A 13,760-nucleotide genomic window follows, 5' to 3' on the forward strand; every position below is an offset into this window, starting at 1 on the left:
ATGTCCAAAAAAGAAATCCGCATCGGCCTCATCGGCTACGGCTTCATGGGCCGCACCCATTCGAACGCCTACTCCCAGCTCTCCCATTTCTTCGATACCGAGCACGTGCCGGTCCGCCAGGCGGTCTGCGGCCGTGACGAGGCGAAGGTGAAGGCCTTCGCCGAAAAGTGGGGCTACGCTTCCTACGAAACCGACTGGCGCGAGCTGGTGAAGCGTGAAGACATCGACGCCGTCGATATCTGCACGCCGAACGACTCCCACGCCGAGATCGCGCTCGAGTGCATCAGGCACGGCAAGATGATCCTCTGTGAAAAGCCGCTCGCGCTCGACGGTCCGCAGGGTGAGAAGATGGTCGAAGCCGTTGAGGCCGCCGGCCTGCCGAACCTCGTCTGGTACAACTACCGCTTCCTGCCTGCCGTCACGCTGGCGAAGAACATCGTGGATGCCGGGGAACTCGGCCGCGTGTTCCACTACCGCGCGAACTTCCTCCAGGACTGGACCATTTCCGAAGAACTGCCGCAGGGTGGTGCCGGACTCTGGCGTCTGGATGCGGCGGCCGCAGGTTCCGGCGTGACCGGCGACCTGCTCGCCCACTGCATCGACACCGCGCGCTGGATCAACGGCGACATCGTCTCCGTGTCCGCGATGACGGAGACTTTCATCAAGGAGCGCGTCCACACCGCCACCGGTGAGAAGCACCCGGTGACCATCGACGACGCGTGCGCGTTCATCGCCCGCTTCGAGAACGGCTCGCTGGCGATCTTCGAATCCACCCGCTACGCCCGTGGCCACAAGGCGCTCTACACCTTCGAGATCAACGGTGAGAAGAAGTCGCTGGCGTGGGACCTCCACGACATGAACTACCTCTCCTACTTCGACCACGGTGTGGCCGGTGACCGCCGCGGCTGGACGAACATCCACGCCACGGACGGAGACCATCCTTATTCCGGCAACTGGTGGGTTCCTGGCCTCTGCCTGGGCTATGAGCACTCCTTCACCCATGAGCTGGCGGAGTTCTTCAAGTCGCTCGACGATCCATCCGCGGAGAAGCGCTACTCGGATTTCCGCCACGCGCTGGGCACCCAGTACGTGTGCGACGCCGTGCTTGAGTCCGCGAAGACCAAGCAGTGGGTGGACGTGAAGAAAGCCTGAGGCGTTCTTTCCGACCTGTCTTCATGGCCCCGGCCCGGTTTTTCCGGCCCGGGGCTTTTTCCGTTTTACCGATCCCGGAAAACGCTTACCGGTTTAGGATCGACGTAATCTGATGAAATTTCATATCGGTTGATATCCAATCTGCCCTTTCAGATTGAAAACCCTACATGCCATGAAACCCACCATCCCAGCACGCACACCCATGCCGTTGCGGGCCGCCGCACTCGGCTTCGCCCTGATCGCTTCCCCAGCCGCACACGCCCAGGCCCAGCCGTCCATACCTGGAACATGGACGCTCGATTTCGAGGACAACTTCAACGGCACCACCCTGGACGGGACGAAATGGCGGATGGGCACCCACCATTCCGGCATCGCGGGCAGTGCTGGCAACGCTCCGCAGAACATCAGCGTGTCCGGTGGCATGCTGAAGCTGAAAGCGGAGCAACGCCCGGTCACCTTCGGCGGCACGAACTACAACTATGCGACCGGCGAGGTCAGCACCTTCACGAACTACCGGCGGCAATACGGCTTCTTCGAGGCCCGGGTGAAATATCCCGCCGTGACCGGTCTGTGGCCCGCGTTCTGGCTGATGCCGGACCGGGGCACCTACGGCGATCAGGTGGGCACCCGCAGGGCCTACCTGAAGTTCGACCTCACCGGCTCCGGCATTTCCACCGTCACCTCGGCCACGCTGCAGGTGAAGGTTTCCTCGCTGGAAGCCGGGCCGACCAACAACCTGATGGCCTTCAAGACCGGCGACGGCTGGAGCGAAAGCACCATCACCTGGAACAACAAGCCGGTGATGGATCCGGTGATGCTCGGCCAGAAATACAACAACACCGTCGCCGTCGGGGATACCATCGCGATCGATGTGACGCCCTACGTCGCGGAGCAGATCGCCGGGGACAAGGTGGTGAGTCTGGTGCTGGCGGACATCTACATGCGGGCGAAGCTGCTCGGCTTCCACAGCAGTGAGGCCACGAATGCCGCCGACCGGCCGAGGCTGGTCATCAACGGCACGGCGTACACCGCCACCGAGGACGCGACCGTCCGTGGTGGCAGCGCGGCGAACACCAACCTCGGCAATGCCACGACCCTGGAGGTGAAGGACAACTGGGGCAACACGGCGGACACTTTCAATGGCGGCATGGAGGTGGACATCCTGGAGTCGCTGGGCATCTGGGGGCCTGACCGGACCTCGCACGCGGTCCATTGGGACGGCTACGGCACCCAGCACAAGGCCCGCGGCTGGCATGACATCCACTATCCCACCAGCGACGATGGTTTCCACACCTACGGTGTCTATTGGCAGCCCGGCCTGCTGGAGTTCTATGTCGATGGCGTCCGCACCGGAGTGATGCAGGACTCCCGGGTCATGAGCACCAGCGCCTACATGATCCTCTCGCTGCAGCTCGGCGGCTGGGACAACAACAACCCCGGACCACAGGTCAACAACCAGACCATGGAGGTGGACTGGGTGAGGTCATGGACAGGCACCCGCTCCGCGCCCACCACCGTCATCGCGGACAACGCGACCGCCGCGGACACGTTCGCCACGGGCACTTGGACCACCTCCTCCGCCACCGGCGGCTACCATGGAGCCAACTACGTCCATGACGGCAACACCGGCAAGGGGACGAAGTCCTTCAACTTCTTCCCGAAACTCACCGCCGATGACGACTACGCGATCTACGGCCGCTGGACCTCCGATCCCAACCGTGCGACCAACGTGCCGGTCCGTGTGGTCGGTTCCGATTGGTTCGTCTATCCCCACACCGTGAACCAACGGGTGAACGGCGGGCAATGGCGCCTGATTTCCGGCCTGCCGCTCTCCGCCGCGAATGCGGAGATCGCGGTGGGCAATGACGGGACGAATGGCTTTGTCATCGCGGATGCCTTCCTCTTCATCCCCGCGGGTGCGAAGACCGGAGCGGTGGTGGTCGATGACACGGACACGTCGAAAGTCCAGCTCACCGGAGCATGGACCACGTCGTCGCACACCTCCGGTTACATCGGCACCGGCTATCTCCACGACGGGAACACCGGCAAGGGAACCAAGTCCGTGAAGTACATGCCACAGGTCCCCACGACGAAGGACTACTTCGTCTACGCGCGGTGGACCTCGGACTCCGGCCGGGCATCGAACGTGCCGATCGACATCGTGACCACCGCCGGCGTGGTGACTCCGCTGGCCAACCAGCGGATCGGCGGCGGTGAGTGGAACCTGCTGGGCGTCTATCCGCTCGCGGCGGGCACCGGCTCCATCACCATCCGCAACACCGGCACCAACGGCCATGTCATCGCGGATGCCGTGATGATCGTGCCAGTGCCGTGAAGATGGGTATGAGTATGGGGGGCGGAGCGGCGTTGGCCGCTTCAGCCCTCCTTCCATGCCCGCCGAACCTCCTCCGCGATGATGCGCAGGCCGTCACGGACGACCGCCTCATCCATCGCGTAGGAAACGCGGATGCATTCGTGGCGGTGCTTCCAGTCCTGGTCGTCGTCGCCGAAGAAAAAGTAGTGGCCGGGGATGACCAGCACCTCGCGCTGCTTGAGGCGCTGGTAAAGTTCCATCGAGGTGATGGGCAGGCCGGGGAACCAGAACCAGAGGAACAGCGCGCCCTCGCTGCGGTGCATGCGCCATGCGATGTCATCGCCGAAGGCCTCCTCCGCCGCCTGCCGGGCGAGCCGGCTTTTCTCCAGATAGAACGGGCCGACGACTTCCTTGCTCAGGCGGAGGATCTCCCCGGACTCGATCAACGGCAGGGCGACCTGCTGGCCGATGTTCGGGTTCGACAGACCCGCGATGGCACTGATGGATCCCAGCGCGCGGATGATCTGCGGCGGCCCGATGACGATGCCGGTGCGAGCGCCCGGCAGGCCGATCTTCGACAGGCTCAGGGTGAGGATGACGTGCTCATCCCAGTGGGGGTTGATGTCGGAAAAGAGGATGCCCGGAAACGGCGCGCCGTAGGCGTTGTCGATGATCAACGGGATGCCGTGGGCCTTCGCCATGTCGGAAAGGTGGCGGATCTCATCATCGGTGAGGACGTTGCCGGTCGGGTTGGTCGGGCGTGAGGCGCAGAGCGCTGCGATGTCGGGCGTGATCTCCAGCTTGTCGAAATCGACGCGGTATTTGAAGCCGTGCGCGCCTTCCTCCTCGATGATGGGACGCACCGCGCGGAAGAGATCGGGACCATGGCCCTGGTCCGCGTAGCCGATGTATTCCGGCACCAGCGGCAGCAGGATCTTCTTCCGCGTGCCATCCGGCATTTCGCCCGCCAACAGGTTGAAGAGGAAGTAGAAGGCGGTCTGGCCGCCGCTGGTGATGCCGACATTCTCCGGGGTGATGTTCCAGCCGAACTGCTCCCGCAGCAGGGTGGCGATGGCTTTGATGAACTTCGGGTTGCCGTTCGGCGGGTCATAGGAGGTCAGCGCACGGTCGATGCCGCCCGGCTCCTCCAGCAGATCCTCCAGCCGCCTGCGCCAGACGGACTCCATCTCCGGGATGCGCGCCGGCTGTCCGCCGCCCAGCATCTTCAGGTCCGGGCCACCGCTCGCCAGGGCGTGGCCCAGGTCGTCCATCAGTTCGCCGATGCCGCTGCCACATCCGAGGCGGCGGCCGAAGTTGGAAAATTCGTATGACATGGGGATAGCTGGTTTGACCGGTGGTGAACCGCTTCTATACTCCGGGTCCAATCCCGAACAACCCCGAAACCACCATGTCCATCAAAGTCGGCGACCAAGCCCCGGATTTCACCCTCGTTACCCTCGCCGAAGACGGCCCGCAACTCGTCAAACTGTCCGATGAGTACGCGAAGTCGAACGTCGTTCTCGTTTTCGTCCCTGCCGCGTTCACCGGCGTCTGCACCACGGAACTGTGCGACCTGACCTCCGGCCTCTCCGCCTATGAGGAACTCGGCGCGAAGGTGTTCGGTATCTCCGGTGACAGCCCCTTCGCCCAGGGCGAGTGGGCGAAGAAGGAAGGTATCACCATCCCGCTGCTCAGCGACTATGAGCACAAGGTCGCGGAGGCCTATGGCATCGCCTACACCAGCTTCCTGCCGGAGAAGAACCTCATCTTCGGCGGCGTGGCGAAGCGTTCCGCCTTCGTCATCGACAAGAATGGCGTCGTCCAATACGCCGAGGTCCAGGAGCATCCGAAGGATCTGCCTGACTTCGAGAAGGTGAAGGAAACCCTCAAGGGTCTCTGAGGCTCCCTGATTCAAGATTCCAAAGGCCGCAGGTGATCCCTGCGGCCTTCTTCATTTCACGGACGGGTGATCTTGATCCGGTAGAAGCGCTTGGTTCCGGAAGCGTCGTTGTCCGTGAATGTCCGCTGGGCGCCGAGCGCGGTGGTTGTGCCGGTGGCGGGAGCCCAGTCGCCGTTGAGGGAGTTGCTGGACCACACTTCGTACACCCGGTTGCTCAGGCAGGGCCCGAAGATGGCCTTGGGCTGGGCGCCGGTCTTGTCCACCCGGCAGGTGAAGGCGGAGGTGCGGTCGGTGGGGATCATGCCGGCCACGAACTCGAAGAAGTTCGTCAGCCCGTCACCGTCCGGATCCTTGTCATCGGCGGCGTCCCCCGTGTTTTCCGTCGTGTTGAAATGGGTCAGGCGGAAATGCTCGATGGCGGTGATCGCCGTGCCGGTGACCGTGAACGTGAAGGCGGGCAGGAACGGATCGTTCGTGTTGATGGTGACGGTGGCGGTCTTCGCGCCCGGGCTGGTGGGATTGAACCGGATTTCCATCGTGGATGATCCGCCCGCAGGGATGGGGGCCGCCGGAGGGATGAGAACGCTGAACTCGGACGCGTTGGTTCCGGAAACAACCACCTGGACGGGAGTCATCTCACCTTCGCCGGTGTTGCGCACGGTGAAGGGAACATCCTCCGGGGAACCCACCCCGGCGGTGGGGAAGGCGGTGGTCCCGTTGTTGAGGATCGGCACGGAGGGGTTGCTCCGCATCAGGCTGAGTTCCGGCATCATGTAGCCGATGGTGGAGGAGACGATGCTGGTGCCCGCATTGAACTGGCTGGCAGGTATGTTCGCGGAAGCGCGGATCAAGGTTCCCGCAAGCAGAGGCGTGACGGGCGTTTTCTCCCAGTTGCTGGTAATGCCCTCACGGGTGGCCATACCATCGTCCACCGGTTCCCACTTGAAATCCGTGTCCACGGACTGGTGCTCGATGGTCACGTAGCGCGCCTCGGGAGAGCTGCCACCACGCACCCAGCGGATCTTCGTGCCGTCATAGGTCAGTTCCTGGGTGGCGGAGTAGTTCGTCAGACGGGCTGCCTTCGGACGGCTTGTGCCATTGTCGAACGTGAGGAACTTCCCATGGATGAGGATCCTTCCGTCCCCCTGCAGGGACACTCCGTAGGTGCTTGGGGTGGATCCGAACGAAGAGTCCATCTTCGCGTCGAAGGTTTCGTCGAGGGAACCGTTGGGATACAGTCTGGCCACCCCCCGCCGGGTGATTCTCGTTTCGCCCGACACTGGATTGCGGAAGTTGGTGAAATCCCCTGCCACAAGGATCCTTCCATCCGCCTGGAGGGCGATGCTGCGCACTGCGCCATCGAAAAACGGATTGTATGGCATGTATTTGGTGCCGACCGCCTCCTGGAAATCCTCATCCAGTTCGCCGTTGGGCATCAGGCGGGTGAGTCCTACCGATGGATAGCCAACGCCTGGAGTTGTCCCCCCGAATTTGCCGCCCACCAGGATCCGTCCGTCCGGCTGTACGGCCACACAGTACACCTCCTGGTCAACCAGATGGGTGAGCTTCGGGGACGTCTGGATCTTTCCATCCGGCAGGAGGCGCTTGATGAACTTGCTGCTCAATCCGGTCTCCCCGGGCGCGACGGCGATGAATGGTCCATTGATCAGGAAGTTCCTGGCCGGCCCAGGCAGGACGTTCACCGCACTAACAGTATAGAGGTAGGAATTGAACGTGGTGTCCTGCGCGCCGCTTAGATTGACCCGGTACGTCCCTGCATTGGACGCAATGATGTAGCCGTTCCCATGGCGGGCCAGTGCTGAGATCGAGGTGGCGGCATTGGTGGGCGGGATGAACGAAGGATCCAAAGTGCCATTCGCCAGATATCGCGCGGCCCGCCTTCTCGGTTGGCCATCTGCAGAGGCAAATGCGCCCATATAGAGGACAGAGCCATCCGGCTCCACGGCCGCATTCAGTACCGTTCCACCAAGCAACGGCGCGAAATCCGTCATGACTCCCCCAACGGAAAACTTGGCGACCCGGTAGCGGGTTTCATAAGTGCTGGACGTATCCCGATCCTTCATCTGGGTGAAGTCACCGGTCGCGATGATTCCCCCGTCAGTATCCGTCACCAGGGTGAGAATGTCGGCCCCTGCGGGTAAAACCGAAGGCTGGAATGATCCATCGATCCTGCCATCCACTGTCACCTGGGCCAACGCAGGTTGGATGGCCACCGACAAGGCGATCATCCTGAGGTATTTGCTGGCTCCAGAAAGGCGGGTTTTCATAAAGTCATTGTATGGACATTTGAAGTCGTCCGGGCATGCAGCCTCCTTTTCCTGAGGGGACCTGTCAAGGCGGGGAAATGGCCGTATTTGCCCCGCACCGACCTGTGTCTCGACGCGGAAGGGGCGGGAAGATAGCATCAGACATGGAAAAATCCGCTTCCGCCGGTCCGTCGCACCACTTCCGGTTCCACCGCTCGCTTGCGAATCTCGCTCCGGTGTTCGGGGATGACTGGTTCTCGTTGAGGGCGGAAGGCTTCGCCCGCTTCTTCGGCACGCCGAAGTTCCTGATCGGCCAGACGTTGTTCGTCAGCACGTGGATCGTCCTGAACCTGACGGGGGTGGTTCGGTTCGATGTCTATCCGTTCATCCTGCTGAATCTCGCGTTCAGCCTGCAGGCGGCGTATGCGGCTCCGCTGATCCTGCTGGCGCAGACGCGGCAGGCGGACCGGGACAAGGCGCACGCGGACGCGGATGCCCGCCACCGGGAGGATCTGGCGCTGGCCACCCAGCAGCGGCAGGAGCAGGTGGCGGAGCTGTCCGCGCGGATGATGGAGCTGCTGAAGCAGAATACCGAACTGACGGCGATGACGAAGGCGATGAGCGAACGGATCGAGATCCTGACCGTGGAGATGCACGGCCGGCTTTCCGGGAAGTGAGGACGGGCCCTGCGGTCAGCTTTTCAGGCTGGCTTCCAGCCAGGCGAGGACCTGCTTGCGGTAGGCGCCGTTGTCACGGACGAGGGAGCCGCCATGGGTGCCCTCCTCCACGGTGAACATGGTCTTCGGTTCATGGGCGTTCTCAAAGAGGGAAAGGCCCTGTTGGAACGGCACCACTTCATCCTTCGTGCCGTGGACGACCAGGAAAGGGACGGTCGGGAGCTTCGAGACAAAGCCCAGCGGTGACAGTTCATCCGTCACCAGATCCTCGCCGAGCTGCCCGCCCACCACACGGGCCATCGCCCGGTAGGAGGCGAAGGTGCCGTCGATGATGATGGCACGCACTCCCGGGACGGGGCTTTCGCCAAGGGCGGTGATGGACTTCGCCCCGCCGAGGCTGTGGCCGAAGGAAATCAGGCGCGTCCGGTCGATGTCCTTCCGCTGGCCGACGTAGGAGAACGCGGCCTTCACGTCATCGATCATGCCGCGCCGGTCCACGGCACCGGCGGATTTGCCGAAACCGCGGTAGTCGTACATCAGCACATTGTAGCCGCCCTCCACCAGCCACATGGTGAAGCCGAGGTGATGGCCGACCGACCCGGCATTGCCGTGGGAGAATACGATGGTGCCTTTCGGCCGTTTCCCGCGGGCAGGCATGAACCAACCGTGGAGGGCGGTGCCGTCGGCGGAGTCGAAGCGGACGTCCTCGTATTTGAAGCCCCATTTCTCCGGCGTGGCGGGCTCGTCATGGGTGGGCAGGTAGAACAGATGGTTGCCGCCTTTCTTGCCGAGGAGGGAGGTGGCGAGCTTCGAGAGCTGGCTGTCGGGCTTGTCGAGAGCCTTCCGGATCTCCTCCGCGGAGTCCAGCGGCTGCGGCGGAGCCTGGCCTTCCGCCATGCCGGGAAGCAGCAGGCCGGTCGCAAGAACCCATCGTTTCATGATGGAAAATCGACACCGGTTCCGCGATTTGTCGAGGAAAACCCTCACTCCGCGTCCTGCTGGGACTGCTCCATCAGTGACTTGAAGCGGGCGGCCATTTCCTTCAGGCGTGCGGGTTCGGAGGCGGCGAGGTCCTTTTTCTCGGAGGGATCCGCCGCCAGGTCGTAGAGTTCCTCGCGCGCTTTTTTCCCGCCGCGTTTCACATACTTCCAGTCTCCCTGCCGCAGGGCGCCGTCCGGTGCGGAGGCGCGCATCATCACCTCCCTCCGGATCGGTTCCGCAGGGGGCTTGCCGAGGAGGAGGGGGGAGAGGTCCAGGCTGTCAGGGGCGGCACCCGGAGGGAGGTCCGCACCGGCGAGCGGAGCGAGGGTGGCGGGCATATCGTTGAGGGCCAGCAACGCATCGGACACGGTGCCTGCCGGGATCCTGCCGGGCCATGAGGCGATGAAGGGGGTGCGGACGCCGCCTTCGTGGATCATCCATTTCCCACCGCGCAGGTGGGCGTTGGGGCGGTGGCCTTCCCCCGTGGTTTCGAACTGGGAACCATTGTCGGAGGCGAAGATGACGAGCGTGTTCTCCCGCTGCCCGGACTTCTCCAGCGCCGCCAGCAGCAGCCCGATGTGATGGTCAAGCTGGTGGACGTAGTCACCGTAGTCCCCGGCCTTGGTTTTGCCACGGAATCCTTCCCCGACCGCGAGGGGGATGTGTGGTACATAGGGGGCGAAGTAGAGGAAGAACGGTTCCTTTCCGCCCGCCCGGCGGCCGATGAAGTCGATGGCCTGGCCGGAGGCGCGCGGTAGCAGGTCTTCCAGATTGAGCGCGGGCAGATCCGTGTAACCGGGCATCTCCAGCGGCTTGTAGAGTTCATGGTGGATGCGGGCGGAAGGCTGCCTGCCGTCCACCATCAGCAGCTCGCTGGAGCAGATCATGCCGCGCCATTCGTCGAAGCCCCGGTCCATCGGACCTTCCATGATGGGACGCTTCAGGTCGATGTTGGTGCCCTTGCCCTTGAAGTCGCCGCGGCCCACGGGCGGCTTTCCGTCCGTCGTGGGATACTCCGCGCCCAGATGCCATTTGCCGAATCCGCCGGTGGCATAGCCGGCTTTCTTCAGCATGCCGGGCAGGGAGAGCTGGTCTTTTTCAATCATCGGGCGGTCCCAGTTCCCCAGCACGCCGCGCTTTTTCCAACTGCGCCAAGGATAACTTCCTGTCATGAGGGCGTAGCGGCTGGGTGAGCAGACGGAGACCGGACAGTAGGCGTTGGTGAACCGCATGCCGGAGGCGGCCAGCTTGTCGAGGTTCGGCGTGGGGATTTTGGAATCCGCGGCGTAGCAGCCTGCGTCCCCCCAGCCGAGATCGTCCGCCAGGATGATGACAATGTTCGGCCGGGGAGCGTCCGCCGCCATCAGGCGGCATGCCAGGAGAAGCCAGAGCGGCAACCATTTCATCCCGTCACCTTGCAGGGCATCGCACGGGAACGGAACGAAAAAAACCGGACGGCTGCCCGTCCGGCTTTTCCCACGAAACCATGGAAGATGCGGTCTTCCAGAGATGATCTTAGAAACTGAAGCGGAGACCGGCGGAATAGAGCACCTGGTCCTTGACGATGTTGTCGCTGGAGCTGTCCAGTTCATAGGTGATGCCTCCGAACGGCTGCACGTAGTCGAACGCGGTGACGAACAAGTTGATGCCCGCAGTGGCCACGTCCACGGCACCGAGAACGTCGTCATTGTCCACACCGAGGCTGTAGCCGAGGTGCGGGTTCAGCTCGATCCAGGCAAAGGGCGCCCAGCGGAGGCCCACATGGAGGTCGACGTTGCCCAGGTTCTGGTCGCCGAGGTTGCCGAAGTCCAGGTCGGTGTACTTGTAGCCGATGCCGTAGTAGACATCCAGAGTGTCAGCCAGCGGAAGGGCGCCGCCGAAGCCTGCCTCAAGACGCCACAGGTCGGCGTCGAAGTTGACGCCACCGAGCGTCTCGGTGCGGATTTCGCCGTTCTCATAGCGGACATAGCCGAAGAAGTTCTCAGTGAACTCGAAGCGGGCGTTCACGAAGAAGCCTTCGGTGTCGAGCTCATCGTCCAGAGCGAACAAGGTCGCATATTCCCTGGGGAGGTCCGCTTTGCCGTTGAGGTAGCCGATGTCGATGTTCGTGTAGTTGAACTCGGTGGCCATCGCGGAGGTGGTCATCAGGGAGGCGAGCAAGAATGCTTTCTTCATGTACAGTCGGGTCTTTGGATGGGGGTTGGAAATCCCACGGCAACGGGCGGCGGGAGGATTCGGATCTTACCCTGCATCTAACAGATATGTCCAACATCTATTCGATCATAAATTGCTCATTTTACGTCACTTGTCGCTCTCATGACTAAAAATTTCACGAGAGCGTCGCAAGGTTTTTTGAGATTCTCCCCAGTATGATGCTTCACCGCCCGGCTTTGCGGATCTTCCCGTCCTTGCCGACGATGGTGAAGGATCCTCCGGTGCGTTTGGCGAGATCGGCCATGGGTTCTTCCGCGCCGGGTTCCATCATGGCGACGGTGTTGATGGTCACCTTGCGCGCCTTTGCCTTCGCGGCGATGCCGCGGGTGAGCCGCATCATGTCCCGCTGCTCCATCACGCCGTCAGTCATGAAGAAGACGACGTCCGGCGGTGGGTTCATGGCGATGGCCATTTCCAGCGGTCCTTCCCAGTCGGTGCCACCGATGGTCTTCACGTCATCCACCAGCGACAGGGTGCGTTTCACCTCGGAAGGCTTCGCATCCAGCCAGGGAACGTCCATCATGGGGCCGCGGTGGGTCCATTCCCACATGCTCTTGGAATCCCACTGGTACGTTTTGCCGCGTGACGTGACGGTCCCGCCGCTCACCTCATCCCCCGGCAGCCAGACGGGGCCGGAGAAGCAGATGACGGAGTAGCGGGTGGTGGTGGGGAGTGCCTTGAGGGCCTTGGTGAGTTCGGAACGCATCAGTGCATCCTTCTCACCCGCCATGGTGACGGAGAAGTCGAGCACGTAGGCGATGCGGGATGCCGGGCGCAGGTTGTCGATGGTGAAGATGACAGGGCCGGCGCCACCACCGGCCACCTGCATGCCACCGTCACCGCCGAGGGTGCCGGAGAGGTTGCCTCCCGGCTCTATCCCTCCGCCGGAAGCGAAGCTGATGGAGCCGAGCGCGCTCAGTCCGGCCATGGTCTCCGGTTCCGGCAAAGTGAAAGAGGTCGCGGCGCCCACGGCTGCAACGCGGGAAAGGTCCGGACGGGCGAGTGCCTCCCGCTGCTTGCGGGCGGCTGTCTTTTCGCCCGCTGGCGGCCCGCCTGGATTTCCAAAGCGGACGTCGGCCCTGGTTTCCTGCTCCGGAATCACCTGGAGAATCCACACCACGCCGACGGCGAGCAAGGCGCCATGGATGGCGATGGAGGTGATGAGAGATCCTCCTCCAAGTCTGGAGCGGAGGGATTCGCGGGCGGGTTCCGGATGATCGGGGTTTTCCTGTGTCATGGGTTTTGGGGTTCCAGTCAGCAACGGCCAAGGGGGGATTATCTTAGGGTCGCAACCTTTCATCCCGGCCGGTGGATCCGCGGTGACCGGAGCGCCCGGATTTTTTTGAGGAATTTTGTCCGATTTTTCGTCCGCTTGTTCTATTTCCATAGACTCGGCATGTTCCCATGCCCGAATCATAAACCCCCGCCTTCCGATGATCCCCAAAACCCCGCTATCCCTCATCGTCCCGTGCCTTCTCGCCGCCGCATCATGCGCATCCGCGACGGTTGTCTTTCCGTTCGACAACTCCGGCGGCGGCTACCGGGCCGCCAGCTCCATCGGTTGGAACACGTATCATCTCAATGGAACGACCGTCACGGACCTCACCAACACGGCGCCGAACGGAGACACGGGCAGCGTCAATCAGATCGGAATCGGGAATTCCAACGGGGTGGGTGGCACGTTGAGTTACCTTTTCTCGATCAGCGATGGCACCAACCAGCGGTTTGCCGCCGTGGAGTCCGTCTCCCTGCCGGCCACCACCAGCGTGACCTGGCAGATGGGAAACAACTCCAACTCAACCACGGTGAGTTTGATCGTCCAGTCGGCCGGAACCTGGTATGCCACCCAGTCGGCCTATTCGACGGCCGTCACCAGCCTGGCCCAGTTCCAGGGGACGGGGGGATCCGCGACACCCATCAGCGTGGATTTCAGCACGGCCACATGGTTTTCCTATGATCTGGACACGATGGTCGTGGGATCGACGGGAGTGGCCCTGCCCTCCGGTGATCTCACCGGCGTGGGGTTCCACATATTCAACGCGGCGGACAATGCCGTCACCCGACTGGACAACCTCACCATCATACCGGAGCCATCGGTCGCCTTGTTGGGAGCTTTTGCGGGACTTGGCCTGGCGGTCCGCCGCCGCCGCTGAATACCATGGGAAGATTGACTTCCTCCATGGCGGGCGGTTGATGGAGGCATGCTGAAAAGCCTGCACATCCGTGGCTACCGCTCGCTGCGGGACTTCCGCCTG

11 protein-coding genes are annotated in these 13,760 nt (G+C 62.8%); 5 read left to right on the forward strand and 6 right to left on the reverse strand.

Features of this window, described 5'->3' with window-relative positions; genetic code table 11:
• Positions 1-1,152, forward strand: coding sequence for a Gfo/Idh/MocA family protein (locus tag OVA24_RS02465; RefSeq protein ID WP_267673188.1), 1,152 nt, complete (start codon positions 1-3; stop codon positions 1,150-1,152).
• A gap of 172 nt (positions 1,153-1,324) precedes the next feature.
• Entirely contained in the window at positions 1,325-3,487 is a 2,163-nt protein-coding gene (locus OVA24_RS02470; RefSeq protein ID WP_267673190.1) for a golvesin C-terminal-like domain-containing protein, read from the forward strand.
• 41 nt (positions 3,488-3,528) lie between these two features.
• Here OVA24_RS02470 and OVA24_RS02475 read toward each other — a convergent pair whose 3' ends face one another.
• Complete coding sequence (locus OVA24_RS02475; protein WP_267673192.1) at positions 3,529-4,800, reverse strand: valine--pyruvate transaminase; 1,272 nt, start codon at positions 4,798-4,800, stop codon at positions 3,529-3,531.
• A gap of 74 nt (positions 4,801-4,874) precedes the next feature.
• On the opposite strand from OVA24_RS02475, the gene OVA24_RS02480 reads away from it, so the two are divergent.
• A complete protein-coding gene (locus OVA24_RS02480; RefSeq protein ID WP_267673194.1) occupies positions 4,875-5,366 on the forward strand; it encodes a redoxin domain-containing protein in 492 nt (163 codons plus the stop codon).
• A gap of 56 nt (positions 5,367-5,422) precedes the next feature.
• Here the strand turns inward: OVA24_RS02480 and OVA24_RS02485 are convergent, their stop codons facing one another.
• On the reverse strand, positions 5,423-7,654 hold the full coding sequence (locus OVA24_RS02485; protein WP_267673195.1) for a delta-60 repeat-containing protein: 2,232 nt from the start codon (positions 7,652-7,654) through the stop codon (positions 5,423-5,425).
• A gap of 143 nt (positions 7,655-7,797) precedes the next feature.
• Between OVA24_RS02485 and OVA24_RS02490 the strand changes: the two genes are divergently transcribed.
• Positions 7,798-8,310, forward strand: coding sequence for a DUF1003 domain-containing protein (locus OVA24_RS02490; protein WP_267673197.1), 513 nt, complete (start codon positions 7,798-7,800; stop codon positions 8,308-8,310).
• A 15-nt stretch (positions 8,311-8,325) separates the two neighbouring features.
• Here OVA24_RS02490 and OVA24_RS02495 read toward each other — a convergent pair whose 3' ends face one another.
• The 4 genes from OVA24_RS02495 to OVA24_RS02510 form a co-directional block, all read right to left on the reverse strand.
• Entirely contained in the window at positions 8,326-9,249 is a 924-nt protein-coding gene (locus OVA24_RS02495) for an alpha/beta hydrolase (RefSeq protein WP_267673199.1), read from the reverse strand.
• 44 nt (positions 9,250-9,293) lie between these two features.
• Complete coding sequence (locus OVA24_RS02500; protein ID WP_267673201.1) at positions 9,294-10,697, reverse strand: sulfatase family protein; 1,404 nt, start codon at positions 10,695-10,697, stop codon at positions 9,294-9,296.
• A 109-nt stretch (positions 10,698-10,806) separates the two neighbouring features.
• The gene (locus OVA24_RS02505; RefSeq protein WP_267673203.1) at positions 10,807-11,466 is read right to left on the reverse strand and encodes an outer membrane beta-barrel protein; all 660 of its coding nucleotides are present in this window, start codon (positions 11,464-11,466) and stop codon (positions 10,807-10,809) included.
• Positions 11,467-11,668: 202 nt separating this feature from the next.
• The gene (locus tag OVA24_RS02510; protein ID WP_267673205.1) at positions 11,669-12,742 is read right to left on the reverse strand and encodes a vWA domain-containing protein; all 1,074 of its coding nucleotides are present in this window, start codon (positions 12,740-12,742) and stop codon (positions 11,669-11,671) included.
• Positions 12,743-12,938: 196 nt separating this feature from the next.
• On the opposite strand from OVA24_RS02510, the gene OVA24_RS02515 reads away from it, so the two are divergent.
• The gene (locus tag OVA24_RS02515; protein ID WP_267673207.1) at positions 12,939-13,658 is read left to right on the forward strand and encodes a hypothetical protein; all 720 of its coding nucleotides are present in this window, start codon (positions 12,939-12,941) and stop codon (positions 13,656-13,658) included.
• Positions 13,659-13,760: the final 102 nt, after the last annotated feature.

The organism is Luteolibacter sp. SL250 (assembly GCF_026625605.1).
Classification (GTDB): Bacteria; Verrucomicrobiota; Verrucomicrobiia; order Verrucomicrobiales; family Akkermansiaceae; genus Luteolibacter.

Excerpts from the sequence above, each read along its gene's own strand:
- OVA24_RS02485 (WP_267673195.1), bottom strand. The coding sequence starts at position 7,654 with ATGAAAACCCGCCTTTCTGGAGCCAGCAAATACCTCAGGATGATCGCC.
- OVA24_RS02495 (WP_267673199.1), bottom strand. The coding sequence starts at position 9,249 with ATGAAACGATGGGTTCTTGCGACCGGCCTGCTGCTTCCCGGCATGGCG.
- OVA24_RS02490 (WP_267673197.1), top strand. The coding sequence starts at position 7,798 with ATGGAAAAATCCGCTTCCGCCGGTCCGTCGCACCACTTCCGGTTCCAC.
- OVA24_RS02480 (WP_267673194.1), top strand. The coding sequence starts at position 4,875 with ATGTCCATCAAAGTCGGCGACCAAGCCCCGGATTTCACCCTCGTTACC.
- OVA24_RS02465 (WP_267673188.1), top strand. The coding sequence starts at position 1 with ATGTCCAAAAAAGAAATCCGCATCGGCCTCATCGGCTACGGCTTCATG.
- OVA24_RS02510 (WP_267673205.1), bottom strand. The coding sequence starts at position 12,742 with ATGACACAGGAAAACCCCGATCATCCGGAACCCGCCCGCGAATCCCTC.
- OVA24_RS02505 (WP_267673203.1), bottom strand. The coding sequence starts at position 11,466 with ATGAAGAAAGCATTCTTGCTCGCCTCCCTGATGACCACCTCCGCGATG.
- OVA24_RS02515 (WP_267673207.1), top strand. The coding sequence starts at position 12,939 with ATGATCCCCAAAACCCCGCTATCCCTCATCGTCCCGTGCCTTCTCGCC.
- OVA24_RS02500 (WP_267673201.1), bottom strand. The coding sequence starts at position 10,697 with ATGAAATGGTTGCCGCTCTGGCTTCTCCTGGCATGCCGCCTGATGGCG.
- OVA24_RS02470 (WP_267673190.1), top strand. The coding sequence starts at position 1,325 with ATGAAACCCACCATCCCAGCACGCACACCCATGCCGTTGCGGGCCGCC.
- OVA24_RS02475 (WP_267673192.1), bottom strand. The coding sequence starts at position 4,800 with ATGTCATACGAATTTTCCAACTTCGGCCGCCGCCTCGGATGTGGCAGC.